The organism is Mesorhizobium sp. AD1-1 (assembly GCF_020164655.1).
In the GTDB taxonomy this organism is placed as follows: domain Bacteria; phylum Pseudomonadota; class Alphaproteobacteria; order Rhizobiales; family Rhizobiaceae; genus Mesorhizobium; species Mesorhizobium ciceri.
This window is the reverse complement of record NZ_JAIUGP010000002.1, coordinates 78,932-95,907: the sequence shown is the minus strand read 5'-3', so window position 1 is coordinate 95,907 and position 16,976 is coordinate 78,932. Positions and strand designations below refer to the sequence as shown.

Below are 16,976 nucleotides of genomic sequence, written 5' to 3'. Positions count from 1 at the left end.
TAACATGTCAAGCCGATCGCAAGACGACAATGTTTTCAAGGCGCTGGCGCATCCGCGCCGGCGCGAAATGCTGGATCAGCTGAAGGACGCGCCGAAGACGACCGGCATGCTGTGCGAGGCCTTTCCCGATATCGATCGCTGCACGGTCATGCTGCATCTGAAGGTGCTGGAGGAGGCCGACCTGATCGTTGCGCGGCGCGACGGCCGCGAGCGCTGGAACCATCTCAACGCGCTGCCGATCAAGCAGATCCACGACCGCTGGATCAGCCAGTATGCCGGCCATGCGCTCAGCATCATCGACCGACTGAAGTCGGACCTCGAGGCGTGAGCGGCCGCAGCAGGTCACGTCTTGCGCCGCATGCGCGGTGCGGCTGGACGAATTGAGCCGATTTATCTATAAGCCGGCCATTCCGACAGAGAACGCCGTGCTTCCAAGAGGTGCACCTGGGACGCTCTGAAATTTTGAATTCGGGCATTGCGGAAGACGAGGTCAGATCACTTCGCTTCGCGATGCTCTAGCCGAGAAGACGACAGGGGTGCCATGGCTGGCCATTCACAGTTCAAGAACATCATGCACCGCAAGGGCCGCCAGGATGCGGTGCGGTCTAAAATGTTTTCCAAGCTGGCGCGCGAAATCACCGTCGCCGCTAAAAGCGGGACGCCCGATCCATCGATGAACCCGCGCTTGCGGCTGGCGATCCAGAACGCCAAGGCGGTGTCGATGCCGAAGGACAACATCCAGCGCGCCGTCAACAAGGCCTCGATGGGCGATGCCGAGAATTACGAAGCCGTGCGCTATGAGGGCTATGGCCCGGGCGGCGTCGCTGTCATTGTCGAGGCGCTGACCGACAACCGCAACCGCTCGGCGTCCAATGTGCGTGCTGCCTTCACCAAGGCCGGCGGCGCGATGGGCGAAACGGGCTCGGTTTCCTTCATGTGGGACCGCGTCGGCGAGATCTATTATCCGGCATCGGCCGGCAGCGCCGACAAGGTCATGGAAGCGGCAATCGAAGCCGGCGCCGACGACGTGGAAACCGACGAGGAAGGCCACACCATCTATTGCGCCTTCGAGAATCTCGGTGAGGTGTCGAAGGCTCTGGAAACCTCGCTCGGCGAGGCAGAATCGGTGAAGCTGATCTGGCGGCCTCAGAACAACGTTCCGGTCGACGAGGAGCGGGCACAGTCGCTGATGAAACTGGTCGCCACGCTCGAGGACGACGACGACGTGCAGAGCGTCTACGCCAACTTCGAAGTCGACGACGAGACCATGGCCAAGCTCAGCGCGGCATGAGCGGAGCTCAGCCCGGCATGAGCGAGCAGATCCTCCCCGCCATCCGCATCACCTATTGCACGCAGTGCCAGTGGCTGCTGCGCGCCGGCTGGATGGCGCAGGAGCTGCTGTCGACCTTCGGCACGGACCTTGGCGAGGTGACGCTGGTGCCGGGCACCGGCGGCATCTTCACCATTTCCTGCAATGACGTGCTTGTCTGGGATCGCAAGCGCGACGGCGGTTTTCCGGACGCGGCCAAGCTGAAGCAACTGGTCCGCGATGTCATTGATCCGGACCGCGACCTCGGTCATTCCGATCGGAAGACAAAGGCGTAGAGGCCGCCGGCGCTGCCGTCACTTGCGTCGCCACGCTCCGAAGGCGGCGCCAATCGCAATACCCACGGCGACGCCCATCGGAAGGTCATCCAGAGCGGTGCCGACCGCGGCACCGACACCAACTCCGATTGCCATGCCGAAGGCCATATTCGAATATTGATCCTTCATCGGTGGCTCCACCCATCCTTTTCAACGCGCGGCGAACCAGAAGGATGCCAGCGCGGCTATGCCGCTGATGGTGCGGACATGGTTCCACATCACCCACTCGTTGAGGTAGCGCGACCACAGGCTTGCGCCATTGCTGCTGGCCGGATCGAGGGCGGCGAGCGCATCGTTGAGCGGGACGTTGAAGATCATCGTCACCACCACGATGCCGATGAGATAGAGCAGGCTGCCGGCAACCAGCCAGAGCGAGCCTGGCTGGTTCCAGCCGATCACCGCACCGATGGCGACAACGATGCAGACGAGAGCCGTGCCGAACAGTGCTGTCATGAACAGCGGCGTCACGGCTGTGACGTTGATGGAATTCATCGCGGCAATGCCGCTTGCGGCTGGCATGCGGGCGAGGCCCGGCATGACGAAGCTGGAGAAAGCAAAGAAGACGCCGCCGACGACGCCTGAGCCAAGTGCGGCAATGAAGATGAGAGTGGGAAGAAGTTTCGCGATCATGTCAGTTGCTCCAGATGCCCATTGTGCTTTCCTTCGCATAAACGTGATTAATCCTCACATTTGCCAAACGTGATAAACCCTCGTATTTTTCGAGTCAAGTGATTTTGGCGGCATTTGGAGTCAGGTATGGAAGACGCGGCAACCCCCGTTTCCGCACAGAAGCAGGCTGCTTCACCGCGTCGGGCGCCGAGCCAGCAGCGCAGCCGCGAGCGGGTCGAGCGCATGCTGGCGGCTGCCTCGGCGCTGATCGCCGAGCAAGGCAGCGATGCCATGCGCATGGGTGAGGTGGCGGAGCGCGCTGGGGTGTCGATCGGGTCGCTCTACCAGTTCTTTCCGGACAAGCGGGCGATCATCTGGGCGCTGGCCGAGCGCTACACCGCCGAAAGCCAGTCCTGCATTTCGGCAGCACTGGCTGGCGTCAGCGACGCCGAAGGCCTGCAGTCCGCGTTTTCAGAGTTGGTCGACATCTATTACCGGCTGTTCCTGGCCGAGCCGGTGATCCGCGACATCTGGTCGGGCACGCAGGCTGACAAGGCGCTGCGCCAGCTCGAACTCGCCGACAGCCGTGCCAACGCCGAATTCCTCAGCGCGGTGCTGAAACGGCTGCGGCCGGCAGCCGATCCGGCGACACTGGAAACCACGGCGTTTCTGGTCTGGCAGATGGGCGAGGCCGCCATGCGGCTGGCGATCTCGGTTGAGCGGCAGGAGGGCGACAGGCTGGTCGCCGCCTACAAGCGCATGGCGTTAAGGGAATTGCTGGCCGAGTAGGACCGCGCCGCAACAAAAAACCCGCCACAAGGGCGGGTTTTCGATCTGTGAAAGCTCGTTTGGCTTAAGTTCTTACTTGATGCAAGTCGTTATCCCAAAACCGCTTCGCACTTTTGGGCGACATACAATTAGATGCCGAAACCTTCGAAACGCTTCTTGAACTTCGACAGGCGGCCGCCGCGGTCGAGCAGGGTCTGCTGGCCGCCGGTCCAGGCCGGGTGGGTGGTCGGGTCGATATCGAGGTTCATCGTATCGCCTTCCTTGCCCCAGGTCGAACGGGTCGTGTATTCGGTGCCATCGGTCATGACGACCTTGATGGTGTGGTAATCGGGATGGATGTCGGTCTTCATGGTTCGGTTCCTGGCTTGCCGGCGCTGGCGACGGGCATAAGCCTGCGTCGATGCGCCCCTTTTTAAAACTCGAAGCCGCAGCTATTGAGGAGCCACGGCTTCTAAAACGGTCGGCGAGCCTATACATCAGCCGGAATTGAATCACAAGGCCGCGGCAAGCGCATATTGAGGCGCAGACCCCAAGGACGGCTGGAGGAAACATCGGGATGGCGCAAATCACCAGCGCAGACGAGCGCCGGCGTTCGCTCAAGCCGCTCAGGCGCCTGTTCCCCTACATCACGCACTACCGCACGCTGGTCGTCGGCGCCATTATCTCGCTGGTCATCGCGGCGGCAACCACGCTGGCGCTGCCGCTGGCGGTGCGACGCATGATCGATCATGGCTTCTCGTCGTCCAGCACGACCTTCATTGCCGAATATTTCGCAGCGCTGGTGGCTATGGCCGCCCTGCTGGCGGCGGCATCGGCCGGCCGCTACTATTTCGTCATCACGCTGGGCGAGCGCGTCGTCGCCGATATCAGGCGCGATGTGTTTGCCCATGTGACGACGCTGTCGCCTGCCTTCTTCGACACCGCCCAGTCGGGCGAGATCGTGTCGCGGCTTGCCGCCGACACGACGCAGGTCAAGTCGGCGGTCGGAGCGACGGCCTCGGTGGCGCTGCGCAATGTCATCCTCGGCCTTGGCGCGGTGGGGATGATGGTCATCACCAGCCCGAAACTGTCCGGCCTGGTCATCGCGGCAATACCCGTGATCGTCCTGCCGCTGGTCGCCTTCGGCCGTTCGGTGCGGCGCAAATCACGCCAGGCGCAGGATACGCTGGCCGATGCCACCGCCTATGCCAGCGAGCAGATCGGCGCGGTGCGCACGCTGCAGGCCTTCACCAATGAGAAGCTGGTCACCGGGCATTTCTCGGCTGCGGTGGAAGCTGCTTTCGAGGCGGCACGCTCCTCGATCTTCGCGCGCTCCTTCCTTACCTTCTTCGCCATTTTCACCATCTTCTCGTCCGTCGTGGCGGTGCTGTGGTTCGGCTCGCGCGACGTGCTCGAAGGCTCGATATCGCCAGGCACGCTCGGCCAGTTCCTGCTCTATTCGGTGTTCGCCGCCGGCGCGCTGGGCGCGCTGTCGGAAGTGTGGGGCGAACTTGCGCAAGCGGCGGGTGCTGCCGAACGGCTGACCGAGATCCTGGCCGAGAAGCCGGCGATCCAGGCTCCCGCCGATCCGAAGCCGCTGCCGGCCGTCGCCAAGGGCGCGATCGTCTTCGACAATATCTCCTTCTCCTACCCGGCAAGGCCCGACCGCGCCGCCGTGCACGGCTTAAGCTTTCAGGTCATGCCGGGCGAGACGGTGGCGATCGTCGGGCCGTCAGGGGCCGGCAAGAGCACGGTGTTTTCGCTGATCCTGCGTTTTTACGATCCTGAAACAGGCAAGATCCTGATCGACGGCGTCGATGTGCGCGAGGCCGATCCCGTTTCGGTCCGCCAGCGCATCGCCATCGTGCCGCAGGACGTCACCATTTTCGCGGCAAGCGCGCGTGACAATATCGGTTTCGGCCGGCCGGGAGCCAGCAAGACCGAAATCGAGACGGCGGCGAAGGATGCACTTGCCGATGAATTCATCCTCAAGCTGGAAAAAGGCTATGACAGCCAAGTCGGCGAGCGCGGCGTGACGCTGTCAGGCGGTCAGCGCCAGCGGGTTGCGATCGCCCGTGCCATCTTGCGCGACGCGCCGATCCTGTTGCTCGACGAGGCCACCTCGGCACTCGACGCCGAAAGCGAAACGCTGGTGCAGACGGCATTGGAACGGCTGATGCAGGGCCGCACCACGATCGTCATCGCCCACCGCCTGGCAACGGTGCTGAAGGCCGACAGGATCCTGGTCATGGATGGCGGCTCGATCGTCGAGGAAGGCACGCATCAAAGCCTTGTCGCCAAGGGCGGCATCTATGCACGGCTGGCCAAGCTGCAGTTCGAAACCGGCGCCAGTGCTTTCAGGGGCGCGGCGGAGTAAGCAGATCTGCCGCTGTGGCGACAGCCGCTATGCGGCTCCATAGCGCTGTTTCAGATGGTTCACGAAATAGGTGGCGTTGAGCTTTTCGCCTGTGGCGCGTTCGAGCAGGTCCGGCGTCGACCAGCGTGACCCCTGTGACCAGATTTTTTGGCGGCGCCAGTCGTTGATCGCCTCGAAATTGCCTTTGGCGAGATCCTCGTCGGCGGCAGGATGCTCCCGCGTCAGCGCCGCCCATTGCTGGGCCGCCATCATCGCGCCAAGCGTGTAGGAGGGGAAGTAGCCGAAAGCTGCCCCGGGCCAATGCACGTCCTGCATTGGCCCGTCGGCTGGGTTGTCGATGGTGGAAAGGCCGAGGTAGTCGCGCATCTTGGCGTCCCAGGCTTCGGGCAGATCGGCCACCTCCAGCCGGCCCGAGACGAGTTCCTGTTCCAGTTCGTAGCGCAGGATGACATGCAGGGGATAGGTCACCTCGTCGGCATCGACCCGGATCAGGCCGCGTCCGACGCGATGCACGTGCGGCAGGATGTCGTCGAGCGACCAGGCTTCGCCGAGATGCTTTTCAACCACTGGCAGCGCCCAGCGCCAGAAGGCCGGGTTGCGGCCTAGCTGCTTCTCGACGAACAGGCTCTGGCTTTCATGCACGGCCATGCCGCGCGCTTTGCCGAGCGGCCAGTGCGACCATGCCTTGGGCAGGTTCTGTTCGTAGAGCGCATGGCCGGTCTCGTGCAGCACGCCCATCAGCGCCGACAGGAAGTCGGACGTCTTGTAGCGGGTGGTGATACGCACGTCGCTCGGCACGCCGCCGCAGAAAGGGTGGTGCGACACCGACAGCGACCCATGCGTCAGGTCGAAGCCGACTGCCGTCATCATGGCAAGGCCGAGCTCGCGCTGCCGATCGATCGCATAGGTGCCCGAAAGCGGCTTCAGCGGGCGCTTGCGCTGCCGTGCATCCTGGATCGCCAGCGCCTCCGGCACGAAACTTTTCAGAAAAGCCTTCAGGTCGGTGAACACAGGCGTGATGTCGGCGGTGCGGTTGCCGGGGTCGTACTGCTCCATCAGCGCGTCATAGGGGGCCAGGCCGAGCACATCGGCACGCAGCGCCGCCTCCTCGCGCACCAGCGCCACGACGCCCTCCAGCGCCGGCTGGAAGCCTGCCCAGTCGTTCTTGGCGCGCAGGCCGCGCCACAGCTGCTCGCAACGCATGCGCGCGGTCGTCTGGCGTTCGACGAATTCGACCGGCAGGCAGGTCAGGTTGGTGTATTGCCGCCGCAGTTCCGAGACGGCGGCGCGCTGCTCCTCCCCCAGCGCTTCCTGTTCGGCCGCTGCGATCCAGTCTGCTATCTCGGGCGCCGTTGCCCTGGTGTGATACATGCCGGCCAGTGCCGACATCGCCTCGGCACGCTTCTCGCCGCCGCCGACGGCCATGTGCGTGGCCTCATCGGCACCGAGGATGGCCAGCGCATGCTCGAGCGCTTCGAGCTTGTGACCGAGGTCGTCGAGTTTCTGAAAGGACATGGCGACTTCCGTGATTGGGACGGCGCGAAAAGACACCAACGCAAAAGCGTTGGCAACCCTCGGATGCCGTCCGGCAAATGCACCTTGCGCAGGCGAGGCCGCGCATGAAATGCTGCCGGCAACACATCAAGGGGGGAAAAATGATCGGCAACATCCTGGTCGGGCTGGTGGCCTTGATCCATGCCTACATCGTCTATCTGGAGATGGTGCTGTGGGACACGCCGCGCGGGCACAAGGCTTTCAACCTGACCCCGGAATTCGCCAGTGCCTCGAAAGTGCTCGCGGCCAATCAGGGACTTTATAACGGGTTCCTCGCCGCCGGGCTGATCTGGGGGCTATACCTTGGTGCGGCCGGTTTCCAGGTCAAGGTCTTCTTTCTGGCTTGCGTGGCCATTGCCGGCCTCTATGGCGCGGCAACGGTCGGGCGCAAGATCCTGTTCATCCAGACCGTGCCGGCGGTGATCGCCCTGATCGCGGTATTGCTCGGCTGGTAAAAAGGACGCCCGCGGGATCGCTCTCGAAGGCGCCAGGCGGTTCCTTCCTCTTGGACCGTTTCGGGCGCTACGGCCTCAGCCGTTCGGGTAATTGCCGCCGTCGGCGCCGTCGCCGATCATGAAGCCGCTGCCGGTGTCGATCATCAGCCGCTGGTCGACATTGTCGAGACGGCGCAGCAGATCATGGTATTGCGCGGCCGGTATCCTGCCGTGATCGGAGGCGGCGACTTTCTCTGCCGCCTGACTGATGTTGGCCGTGCGCATTTCCAGGCGTTCCGCCACAGCCGGGGTGATGTTGTTGGCCTGTCTTGCGTCCACGATGCCCTGCCGGACGCCCTGCACCTGTTGGATAAGCGCCTCGACACGCGGGCCAGTCATATCGGTTGGATCGGTCGCGTCGAGAGCGCCCTTGTGATGGCCCGCGGCATAGGCGCCGGCAAGCGGAACGGCGATGAGGAGCGCCGTGAGTGTTGCAGTTCTAAGCGAGGTCTTGGGAGTAAAAGAGCGCATCACGCGTCTCCTCTTGTAGAGGGAGGCGGCGGTTGTCCGCCTGCCTTCCAGCCTTGGGCCGTCCGGTTCCGTCGCGTCGCGATGAGGGGGGATTCATCGCCGGCGGTTCTCGGCCCGGGCGGCAGGCTAGGACCGCCCTGCGACTATGTGTAATTAAAAAAAGATAATGTTTTCAGGCCTTGCCGGCCTCCGTCTGCGCCCTAAGGTTGAGCCGACGAACAAGTTCGCGTGATTTTGGATCAACGTTCGGTGAGCTTCAGTTCAATACGGCGGTTCTTGTTGCGCGCCTCTTCGGTGTCGGCGGGATCGAGGGGCTGGAACTCACCGAAGCCTGCCGCGACCAGGCGGTTGGCCGGCACGCCGTTCTCGATCAGAAATTTCACCACCGAGGTCGAACGCGCCGTCGACAGTTCCCAATTGTCGCGGTAGCGGCCGGTGCCGGAGAGCGGCTTGTTGTCGGTATGGCCGTCGACGCGCAGCACCCAATTGATCTCGGGCGGGATTTCCTTCTGCAACTCGATGATGGCGTCGGCGAGTTTCTTCATCTCGACCTTGCCGGCATCGTTGATCACCTCAGAGCCGGTCGGGAACAGCACTTCCGACTGGAAGACGAAGCGGTCGCCTACGATGCGGATGTTCTCGCGGTCGGCGAGGATTTCGCGCAAACGGCCGAAGAAGTCGGAGCGGTAGCGGTTCAACTCCTGCACGCGCTGCGCCAGCGCGACGTTGAGGCGGCGGCCGAGATCGGCGATCTTGGTGTTGGAATCGCGGTCGCGGATTTCGGAGACGTTGAGCGCATCCTCGAGCGCGCCGATCTGCTTGCGCAGCGCCGCGATCTGCTGGTTGAGGATCTCGACCTGGCTCAGCGCCTGCTGGCTGATCTGGCGCTGGCTGTCGAGTTCGCCGCCGAGCGCCGCTGCACGCTGGTTGGCGGCGTCGCCGGCACCGGCACCTTGCGCCAGCAATCGTTCGAGCCGGCTCTTTTCCGCTTGCGCGGCCGACAGCGACGCCTGCAGATTGGCCAGGGAATCATCCTTGTCCTGCGCCGTCGAGCGCTCCAGCGCCAGCAATTGGGTCAGTTCGTTGATCTGCGAGTTGAGGCGCGAGAGCGCCGTATCCTTGCCGGAGATTTCGCGTCCCAGCAGGAACTGCGCCAGCACGAAGACCGTGAGCAGGAACATGATGGCCAAAAGCAGCGTCGACAGCGCGTCGACGAAGCCCGGCCAGTAGTCGATGCGGCGATCGGTGCGCCGGCCCCTGGCGAGTGCCACGTCAGTGCACTCCGGGCTTCTTCAGGGCATCGGCGATCTTTTCCAGCGTGTTGCGCATCGCCTTCTGCTCGTCGGACTGGGCCTCGACCCAGTCGCGCATGATCTGCTGTTCCGAGCGCATATTCTTGACCAGGCCGGAAATGCCGTCGGCGAGATTGGCCATGGCGGTGGCGACGCGCGGGTTGGAGCCGCCGCCATTCTCCTGCATCGAGCGCAGCCGTTCCGACAGCACCCGGATCTCGTCGGAGGATTCGGTTTTGGCCGGGTCGGCGACGACGATGTCCGACGACAGGTCGGTGACCGAGGAAAGCCAGTTTTCCAGTTCGGTGTAGAAGCGCGTCTGGGCGCGGCCGGCCTGCAGGTCGAGGAAGCCGAGCACCAGCGAGCCGGAGAGGCCGAACAGCGAGGACGAGAAGGCGGTGCCCATGCCGGCCAGCGGCGCCGAAAGCCCCTGCTTCAGGGAATCGAGCACCGCGGCGGCGTCACCGGTGCCGGGATCGAGCGATTCGATGGTTTCGCGGATCGAGCCGATGGTGTTCAACAATCCCCAGAAGGTGCCGAGCAGGCCGAGGAACACCAGCAGGCCGACGAGATAGCGCGAGGTGTCGCGGCTTTCGTCGAGGCGCGTGGCGATGGAATCGAGCATGGTGCGCATCGAACTGGTCGAGAAGGCCATCGCCGAGGAACGGCCGATCATCGCCTTCATCGGCGCCAGCAGCACCGGTTCGGTCGTCTCCGAGCCGGCACGGAAGGAGTTGACCCAGCGCACTTCGCGAAACAGTCGCCCGACCTGGGCGAAGGCCAAAAGGATGCCGACCACCAGCACGCCGACGATCAGGCCATTGAGGCCGGGATTGCTGCCAAAGGCGGTTGAGATCTGTCGGGTGAGGATGGCGGCGATGAAGGCGACGATGACCAGGAAGATCACCATGGTCAGCAGAAAGACCTGCGGGCTCGATAATTTATGCGGGTCGTAGATCAGGACATCAGAACGTCTGCCCATGCCGAAGGATCTGAGAAAAGCCATCCGTGCCCCGTTTCCGATGCCGCCGCCGATCACGTAAACCGCGACTCTAAACGGAATTGTGACCAAATTGAATGGCGCTTGGCAATATTGCCGCGTCGATAGTGTCAGAGGCGATTGATGACCAGACAGTCGACCATGGCGGCCAGATGCAGGCTGGCGCCGGTGACGACGAAACCGTGCCACAGCGCATTGTGGAAGCGCAGCCCCTTCCAGGCGAAGAAGATGACGCCGCAGGAGTAGACGATGCCGCCGGCAACGATCAGCGCTATCGATGTCGTCGGTAGCGTCTGGACAAGCGGCTTGACCAGGATGATGCCGCTCCAGCCAATGGCGAGATAGAAGCCGATCGCCAGCCGGTCGAAACGGCCGGGAAAGAACACCTTGATGGCAATGCCCAGCGCTGCCGCGGTCCAGACCAGCACGATCATCCAGCGCGCCAGCGGCGAGCCTTCGAGCTGCGCCAGGAAAGGCGTATAGGTCGCGGCGATCAGCAGATAGATCGCGGCGTGGTCGAAACGCCGCAACACCCATTTTGCCGGCGACGAGACCGGCCACAGATTGTAGGTCATCGACACCGAGAGCACGGTGAGCAGCGAAACCACGTAGAAGGCGGCGGCGATGTATTCGCCGGGTCCGACACGAAACGCCGCCAGCGCCAGCAGCGCGGAACCGGCCGATATCGCCAGCACGATGCCGACCGCGTGGACGATACCGTCGGCGATCATCTCGGCACGCGAATAGTGCCAGCGTCCGATGAAGGGGATATCGGGGTAGGGTTCGTTGTCTCTCACTAAGCCGGGTTCCTGCGCCGCGCCCTCCAATCTGGGCGCATGCCGGCCAGTATTTCAAGCTTCCGTTGCGGTTTTGCGACTGCGGCGTATCAGCGCCGCGGCTGTCAACGAGAGGAGAGCGGCTTCTTCACGACCTTGAGCAAAGCGCGCTGGATGATCTCGTTGCCGGCGACGACCGAACCGTTGTCGAGCATGTCCTGGCCGCCATCCATGTCGGAGACGAAGCCGCCCGCCTCGCGGATCAAAAGCAGCCCGGCGGCGATGTCCCAGGCAGACAGGCCGGTTTCCCAGAAGCCATCCATGCGGCCGGCAGCGACATAGGCGAGATCGAGCGATGCGGAGCCGAGGCGGCGGACGCCGGAAACCTCGGCCATGACGTTGCGCAGCTCGACGAGGAAATTGCCGTGGTGGCCGCGGCCGAGATGCGGCATGCCGCAGCCGATGACCGTGTCGACCAGCTTGATGCGGCCGGCGACGCGCAAGCGGCGGTCGTTCATGAAGGCGCCGCCGCCGCGTTCGCAGGTGTAGAGTTCGTCCATCGCCGGATTGTAGATGACGCCGGCGACGATCTGGCCCTGGCGCTCCAGCGCGATCGAAACGGCAAAGAGCGGAATGCCGTGCAGGAAATTGGTGGTGCCGTCGAGCGGGTCGACGATCCAGCGATGCTGGCCGTCGTCGCCTTCGACCACGCCGCGCTCCTCCATCAGGAAGGAATAGCCGGGCCGTGCCTTGGACAGTTCGGCGAAGACGATGTCCTCGGCCTTGCGGTCGGCCTGGCTGACATAGTCGCCGGGGCCCTTCATCGAGACCTGCAGGTTCTGCACTTCGCCGAAGTCGCGCGACAGCGAGCGGCCGGCCTTCATTGCGGCCTGGACCATGACGTTGAGAAGGGCTGAGCGTGCCATAGTGCTTTTTCCCGGTGCTGCGCTTTAAATTCTGCCTCGATGCATGTCGGTGACCCGGAACCGGGCCACTTTTGGGCGACATGCGTCAGTCGGCGCGGCGCACGTAAGTGATTTCGTTGGTGTCGACGATGATGCGTTCGCCGGCGCCGATGAAGGGCGGCACCAGGACGCGGATGCCGTTCTCCAGGATCGCCGGCTTGTAGGACGATGCCGCCGTCTGGCCCTTCACCACCGGGTCGGCCTCGGTGATGGTCAGCGTCACATAGTCGGGCAGCGAAATGCCGATCGGCCGCTCTTCATAGAGCTGGACCGTTACCATCATGCCGTCCTGCAGGAAGGCGGCGCGATCGCCGACGAAGTCCTTGTTCAATTCGAGCTGCTCGTAGCTCTGGGTGTCCATGAACACCAGGGCGTCTTCCTGCGCGTAGAGGAAGGAAAAATCCTTCAGGTCGAGCCGGATCTGTTCGACCGTCTCGGCCGAGCGGAAGCGCTCGTTGAGCTTGGTGCCGTTGATGAGGTTCTTCAGTTCGACCTGATTGTAGGCGCCGCCCTTGCCAGGCTTGACGGTGTTGGTCCTGACCGCCACCCAAAGGCCGCCATCATGCTCGATGACATAGCCGGGACGGATTTCGTTGCCATTGATCTTGGCCATGATGAGATGATCCGGAATGATGCCTACGGCGTTGGTATGGGATGTTCGCTGGGAAAGCGATTTCGGGCTCCCAAGACCACAAATCGCCAGAAGAGGCAAGGGAGCGGGCAGGTTGGTGCCAGGCGAGGGGAGCCGAGGTGACACTCGCAATGACCGCGCGGGCCGCCGTCAAGGCAGCCGGTTGGCCTTCTGCAGCGCCTGCTTGGTCTGGTCGTCGTCCAGCCCCTGCAGGAAGTCGTCCATCTGCGGATCGATGAGGCCGGCGCGGCGGGCAATGATGTACCAGGCACCGGCAAGGACCAGGTCCGGATCGGTGCCGATGCCTTGCATATAGAGCTTGGCCAGGCGGTTCTGGGCGGCAACATTGCCGCCCTCCGCCGCCTGCTTCATCCAGCCGAAGGCGGATTTCAGGTCGCGCGCACCGCCGCGGCCTTCGATCATCCAGGCGGCGAGATCGATTTGCGCGGTGTCGTAGTTCTGCCTTGCGGCCTGCGCCAGCAGGCGCCTTGCCTGGGCATCGTCGCGTGGCTTGCCGCCGACACCGTTGGCGTAGATCTGCGACATTGCATATTGCGCGTCCGCGAGGCCGGTCGCAGCGGCGCGTTCATAGTAGGAGACCGCCTTGGCCATACCGGCGTCGCCGGGGTCCTGCTGGACCAGCATCTGCGCGAAATTGAATTGCGCCAGCCGGTTGCCGGCTTCGGCTGCGGCCTGCATCAGGGCGTAGGCCTCTTTTCCATCCTTTTTGACATAGCGGCCGTCGAGCAGCATCAGCGCATACTGGAACTGCGATTCCGGCACACCCTGTTCGGCGGCCAAGGCGTACCATTTCGCCGCCTGCGCCGAATTGACCGGTACACCGAGACCTCGCGACAGGATCTCGGCCACCAGGGTCTGCGCCGCCGGGTCGCCGTTTTGCGCCCGGACCAATGCCAGATTGTAAGCTGTCTTGTAGAGGCCGCGCTGGAAGGCGCCATAGGCCGCGTCGGCGGGTTTTGCGCCGAAGCGGTCGGGATTGACGGCGTCGGCCGACGGCAGCGGCGCAGGCTCGGCCGTGGTGGCGGGCTGCGGCAACGGCTTGTCGATCGGCTTATCGGTGTGGACGCCGATTTCCGGCTTGGGCTGCGGCAAGGGGATGGTCTCCGCGGCCGCCGCCTGGACCATCAGCACCGCAAGCAGAGCCTGGAGGGGAAGCGTCGCCGATGACATTTCAGTCCTCGAAACGCGGCGCAGTCTCGTCGAGCAGCGCGTTGGCGGTGGCGACCGCTGTCCTGGGGTCGGTGCCGTCGGCGAACACGGCGCTCGACAGCGCCACGAATTCAGCGCCGGTGGCGCCCACGGCTTCGACCGAGGCGATGTCGGATCCGGCCATGACGATGCAAGGGATCTGGATCATGTCCGCCCACCATGCGCCGAGCGACAGGTTGCGCGGGTGCGGTTCGGGCTTGTTGTCGTAGCCGAAGCGGCCGAAGAAAATGTAGTCTGGCCGCGTCTCGCCAAGCTCGAGCGCGTCGTCACGCGTCTTGGCGCCACCGGTGCCGACCATCATCTTTGCCTGGAAATGCTCGATCGTCTCGGCGAGTTCGGCCTTGGAGACTTCGACATGGATGCCGTCGGCCTGGACGCGGCCGGCTATGCGGGTGTCGCCGGCGATGATGACAGCAACGCCGGCGGCTTGCGCTGCCGGCACGATCCGTTCGGCGAAAGCCTGGAAGGAGGCTTCATCCATGCCGTTCTCGGGCAGGATTAGCGAAGCGACATCGCCACCATCGAATGCCGCGACAATACGGGCCGCCGGCACGCCGGGCGGCGCGATCAGCACGATGCGACAGCGATTGGGGGGCGTTGCTTCATTCATGGTTCTTCGGGTCCCGCGTTTCGCCTATGCCGGGCGAAGATGGTTGGATTGCGGCATAGAGCAAAGTGCCCGCCTTGAACAGGCAGGCAGCCGGGATCGCGATGTTTGAACCGCCGGGCAGCCGGCGGGCCGCTTCACTTGATCGGGTGCGGGCTCGCGACGGGCGGTTTGCCCTTCCACAGCGTCCAGCCGAGATTCATGCCGGCGGCGGCGATCAGGATGGCGGTAGCGCCGACGACTTGGCTCAGATGCAGCCGATGGCCGAAGGCGACGACGTCGACCAGGATGGCGACGACGGGATAGATGAACGACAGCGATCCCTGCAGATGCGTCGGCAGCTTCTGGATGGCGCCGTACATCAGTATGTACATCAGGCCGGTGTGGACGATGCCGAGCGTCGCCAGCATGGTCCAGCTCCAGGCATCGGCTGGAAGCCGGGATAGATTGGCGAACGGCGCCAGCATGACGACGCCGACGCAGACCTGGATCAGCGCAATCAGATGCGGTGGCGTGCCCTTGAGCTTCTTGGTGACGATGGCGGCGACGGCCCAGAAGAAGGCCGCGCCCAATGCCATGACGATGCCGGTGAAATAATCCGTGCCGGCCATGCCGGCATTGGGGCCGGCATCGGGAGCCGACTGCACGATCAGCACCATGCCGGCGAAGGCGATGGTCAGCCAGGTCAGCTTGGTCAGGCTCAGCCGCTCGGCGAAGAAGAGCGCGCCGAAGCCGACCAGCATGAAGGGCTGCGTGTTGTAGACGGCGGTGGCGATCGAGATCGACGCGCGCGAGAAAGCGCTGAACAGCAAAAGCCAGTTGACGACGATAGCGACGCCGCCGAGCGCGGCGATGCCGATGATGCGCAGCGACAGCCTGTTGCGCAGCAACCCCAGCCCGGCGCAGATGATGAGCAGCGTCAGCGCGCCGAAAGCGCAACGCCAAAACACCACATCCATGATCGGCTGGCCGGACAGGACGACGAACCATCCGATCGTTCCCAGGATGGCCATTGCGGCGGACATTTCGACCGTGCCGCGTACTGTCTCGTTCACAACAAACCTCCGTATCGGTTGAGCCGCCATAATCTCATGCGGTCGCGAAGCTTTCCATCAGATTGGAAAGGGTGTATGGCCTATTGGCCTAATTATATTAGGAGAAAGCTCCCAGCTGTCGGGAAAAGGAAAAAGATGCTGGACGATCTCGACCGAAATCTCCTTGAAATCCTGGTCAAGGATGCGCGAACCTCGCTGAAGGAGCTGGCCGCCCAGGTCGGGCTGTCGTCGCCAAGCGTTTCGGAGCGGCTGCGACGACTCGAGGAGCGCGGCGTCATCCGGGCGTTCACCGTCGAGATCGATCCGCTCGCGCTCGGCTATACCTTGCAGGCGATCGTGCGCATCCGGCCTCTGCCGGGGAAGCTGCACATCGTTCAGAAGCTGATCGAGGACATCCCCGAATTCGGCGAATGCGACAAGGTGACGGGCGATGACTGCTTCGTCGCCCGGCTGTTCGTACGCTCGATCGGCGATCTCGACGGGATTCTCGACCGTATCGCCGACAAGGCGGAGACAAGCACCGCCATCATCAAGGCGCAGCCGATCCGGCGGCGGCCGCCACCGCTCGACGCGGCTGCTTCTCGGGATAGGGCAAAGGTCTTGCATGCCTCCTGATCGAGCCGGGTGGAAAGCCGATGGCCGCTTGGTTAGTGTGCCGACCAAATGAGACCGAGACTGTCATGGCGCAGAACATATACGACCGTGAGGATTTCTTCGCAGGCTACAGCCAACTCGGCCGTTCGGTCGAAGGGCTGGAGGGTGCCGCCGAGTGGCCGGCAATGCGCGCGATGCTGCCCGATGTCGGCGGCTTGAGGGTCGTCGATCTCGGCTGCGGCTTCGGCTGGTTCTGCCGCTGGGCACGCGAGCATGGGGCGGCGCAGGTGCTTGGCCTGGACCTGTCGGAGAAGATGCTTGCCCGAGCAAGGGCCGCCGGCCCGGATGCAGGGATAAGCTATGAGACGGCCGATCTCGATCGGCTCAGCCTGCCGGAAGCCAGCTTCGATCTCGTCTACAGTTCGCTCGCCTTGCACTATGTCGAGGATGTGTCGCGTCTGTTCGGGACCGTGCATCGGGCCCTGGCGCCTGGCGGGCATTTCGTCTTTTCGACGGAACATCCGATCTTCATGGCGCCGACCAAACCCGGCTGGGTGATCGATAGCGAAGGCCGAAAGACGTGGCCTGTCGACCAGTATCTGGTGGAAGGACCGCGCAGCACGGACTGGCTGGCCAAGGGCGTCGTGAAACATCACCGCACGATCGGCACCACGCTCAACGCTCTCCTGCAGGCCGGCTTCACCATCGCGCATGTCGAGGAGTTCCGTCCGACATCAGAGCAGATCGCGGCCAAACCCGAACTGGCGGAAGAGCTCGAGCGGCCGATGTTCCTGCTGGTCTCGGTGCGTCGGTAGGCACAGGCCTGCGTCGGCCCGCATGTGCGGCCGCCACGCTCATATTTGCTGTCGCTCCGCCCGACATTCTGGGCTATTCAAGCGTCGACACGCT

Annotated in this window: 21 protein-coding genes; 8 read left to right on the top strand and 13 right to left on the bottom strand. The window is 63.7% G+C overall.

The window, feature by feature from the left end; all coding sequences use genetic code 11:
- The first annotated feature begins 4 nt into the window (after window positions 1-4).
- From LB519_RS03965 to LB519_RS03955, 3 genes are all read left to right on the top strand, one after another.
- A complete protein-coding gene (locus LB519_RS03965) occupies window positions 5-328 on the top strand; it encodes an ArsR/SmtB family transcription factor (protein ID WP_024502907.1) in 324 nt (107 codons plus the stop codon).
- Window positions 329-541: 213 nt separating this feature from the next.
- Window positions 542-1,291, top strand: a complete 750-nt coding sequence (locus LB519_RS03960; protein WP_013529113.1) for a YebC/PmpR family DNA-binding transcriptional regulator — start codon at window positions 542-544, stop codon at window positions 1,289-1,291.
- A 17-nt stretch (window positions 1,292-1,308) separates the two neighbouring features.
- Window positions 1,309-1,605, top strand: a complete 297-nt coding sequence (locus LB519_RS03955) for a SelT/SelW/SelH family protein (protein ID WP_127218697.1) — start codon at window positions 1,309-1,311, stop codon at window positions 1,603-1,605.
- A gap of 18 nt (window positions 1,606-1,623) precedes the next feature.
- Here LB519_RS03955 and LB519_RS03950 read toward each other — a convergent pair whose 3' ends face one another.
- Together LB519_RS03950 and LB519_RS03945 are read right to left on the bottom strand one after the other, a co-directional pair.
- The gene (locus tag LB519_RS03950) at window positions 1,624-1,773 is read right to left on the bottom strand and encodes a hypothetical protein (RefSeq protein ID WP_013529115.1); all 150 of its coding nucleotides are present in this window, start codon (window positions 1,771-1,773) and stop codon (window positions 1,624-1,626) included.
- Between the two features lie 21 nt (window positions 1,774-1,794).
- Window positions 1,795-2,274, bottom strand: coding sequence for a DUF1772 domain-containing protein (locus tag LB519_RS03945; protein WP_013529116.1), 480 nt, complete (start codon window positions 2,272-2,274; stop codon window positions 1,795-1,797).
- Between the two features lie 126 nt (window positions 2,275-2,400).
- On the opposite strand from LB519_RS03945, the gene LB519_RS03940 reads away from it, so the two are divergent.
- A complete protein-coding gene (locus LB519_RS03940) occupies window positions 2,401-3,042 on the top strand; it encodes a TetR/AcrR family transcriptional regulator (protein WP_224618760.1) in 642 nt (213 codons plus the stop codon).
- A 128-nt stretch (window positions 3,043-3,170) separates the two neighbouring features.
- Here LB519_RS03940 and rpmE read toward each other — a convergent pair whose 3' ends face one another.
- A complete protein-coding gene (rpmE, locus tag LB519_RS03935; RefSeq protein WP_013529118.1) occupies window positions 3,171-3,392 on the bottom strand; it encodes a 50S ribosomal protein L31 in 222 nt (73 codons plus the stop codon).
- Between the two features lie 206 nt (window positions 3,393-3,598).
- Between rpmE and LB519_RS03930 the strand changes: the two genes are divergently transcribed.
- On the top strand, window positions 3,599-5,398 hold the full coding sequence (locus LB519_RS03930) for an ABC transporter transmembrane domain-containing protein (protein WP_027162537.1): 1,800 nt from the start codon (window positions 3,599-3,601) through the stop codon (window positions 5,396-5,398).
- A 27-nt stretch (window positions 5,399-5,425) separates the two neighbouring features.
- On the opposite strand, the gene LB519_RS03925 is transcribed toward LB519_RS03930, so the two are convergent.
- On the bottom strand, window positions 5,426-6,913 hold the full coding sequence (locus LB519_RS03925) for a carboxypeptidase M32 (protein WP_224618758.1): 1,488 nt from the start codon (window positions 6,911-6,913) through the stop codon (window positions 5,426-5,428).
- Between the two features lie 140 nt (window positions 6,914-7,053).
- Here LB519_RS03925 and LB519_RS03920 point away from each other — a divergent pair, with 140 nt between their 5' ends.
- Entirely contained in the window at window positions 7,054-7,407 is a 354-nt protein-coding gene (locus LB519_RS03920) for a DUF1304 domain-containing protein (RefSeq protein ID WP_063169204.1), read from the top strand.
- Window positions 7,408-7,482: 75 nt separating this feature from the next.
- Here LB519_RS03920 and LB519_RS03915 read toward each other — a convergent pair whose 3' ends face one another.
- The 9 genes from LB519_RS03915 to LB519_RS03875 all read right to left on the bottom strand — a co-directional run bounded on the left by LB519_RS03915 (window position 7,483) and on the right by LB519_RS03875 (window position 15,473).
- Entirely contained in the window at window positions 7,483-7,917 is a 435-nt protein-coding gene (locus tag LB519_RS03915) for a hypothetical protein (RefSeq protein ID WP_224618757.1), read from the bottom strand.
- 239 nt (window positions 7,918-8,156) lie between these two features.
- The gene (locus tag LB519_RS03910) at window positions 8,157-9,188 is read right to left on the bottom strand and encodes a peptidoglycan -binding protein (RefSeq protein ID WP_013529123.1); all 1,032 of its coding nucleotides are present in this window, start codon (window positions 9,186-9,188) and stop codon (window positions 8,157-8,159) included.
- A 1-nt stretch (window position 9,189) separates the two neighbouring features.
- On the bottom strand, window positions 9,190-10,215 hold the full coding sequence (locus LB519_RS03905; protein WP_013529124.1) for a MotA/TolQ/ExbB proton channel family protein: 1,026 nt from the start codon (window positions 10,213-10,215) through the stop codon (window positions 9,190-9,192).
- A 104-nt stretch (window positions 10,216-10,319) separates the two neighbouring features.
- Entirely contained in the window at window positions 10,320-11,006 is a 687-nt protein-coding gene (trhA, locus tag LB519_RS03900; RefSeq protein WP_027162532.1) for a PAQR family membrane homeostasis protein TrhA, read from the bottom strand.
- Window positions 11,007-11,110: 104 nt separating this feature from the next.
- Window positions 11,111-11,911: an inositol monophosphatase family protein gene (locus LB519_RS03895; protein ID WP_013529126.1), complete on the bottom strand. Its 801-nt coding sequence runs from the start codon at window positions 11,909-11,911 to the stop codon at window positions 11,111-11,113.
- An 85-nt stretch (window positions 11,912-11,996) separates the two neighbouring features.
- Window positions 11,997-12,563: an elongation factor P gene (gene efp / locus LB519_RS03890; protein ID WP_013529127.1), complete on the bottom strand. Its 567-nt coding sequence runs from the start codon at window positions 12,561-12,563 to the stop codon at window positions 11,997-11,999.
- Between the two features lie 168 nt (window positions 12,564-12,731).
- Window positions 12,732-13,772 (bottom strand): tetratricopeptide repeat protein, encoded by a 1,041-nt coding sequence (locus LB519_RS03885; protein ID WP_013529128.1) that lies wholly within the window; start codon window positions 13,770-13,772, stop codon window positions 12,732-12,734.
- Between the two features lies 1 nt (window position 13,773).
- Complete coding sequence (locus LB519_RS03880) at window positions 13,774-14,421, bottom strand: thiamine phosphate synthase (protein WP_024502915.1); 648 nt, start codon at window positions 14,419-14,421, stop codon at window positions 13,774-13,776.
- 134 nt (window positions 14,422-14,555) lie between these two features.
- Complete coding sequence (locus LB519_RS03875; protein ID WP_027162529.1) at window positions 14,556-15,473, bottom strand: DMT family transporter; 918 nt, start codon at window positions 15,471-15,473, stop codon at window positions 14,556-14,558.
- Between the two features lie 135 nt (window positions 15,474-15,608).
- On the opposite strand from LB519_RS03875, the gene LB519_RS03870 reads away from it, so the two are divergent.
- Together LB519_RS03870 and LB519_RS03865 are read left to right on the top strand one after the other, a co-directional pair.
- Window positions 15,609-16,088, top strand: coding sequence for an Lrp/AsnC family transcriptional regulator (locus tag LB519_RS03870; protein WP_013529131.1), 480 nt, complete (start codon window positions 15,609-15,611; stop codon window positions 16,086-16,088).
- 65 nt (window positions 16,089-16,153) lie between these two features.
- Complete coding sequence (locus tag LB519_RS03865) at window positions 16,154-16,882, top strand: class I SAM-dependent methyltransferase (protein ID WP_013529132.1); 729 nt, start codon at window positions 16,154-16,156, stop codon at window positions 16,880-16,882.
- Window positions 16,883-16,976 lie beyond the last annotated feature (94 nt).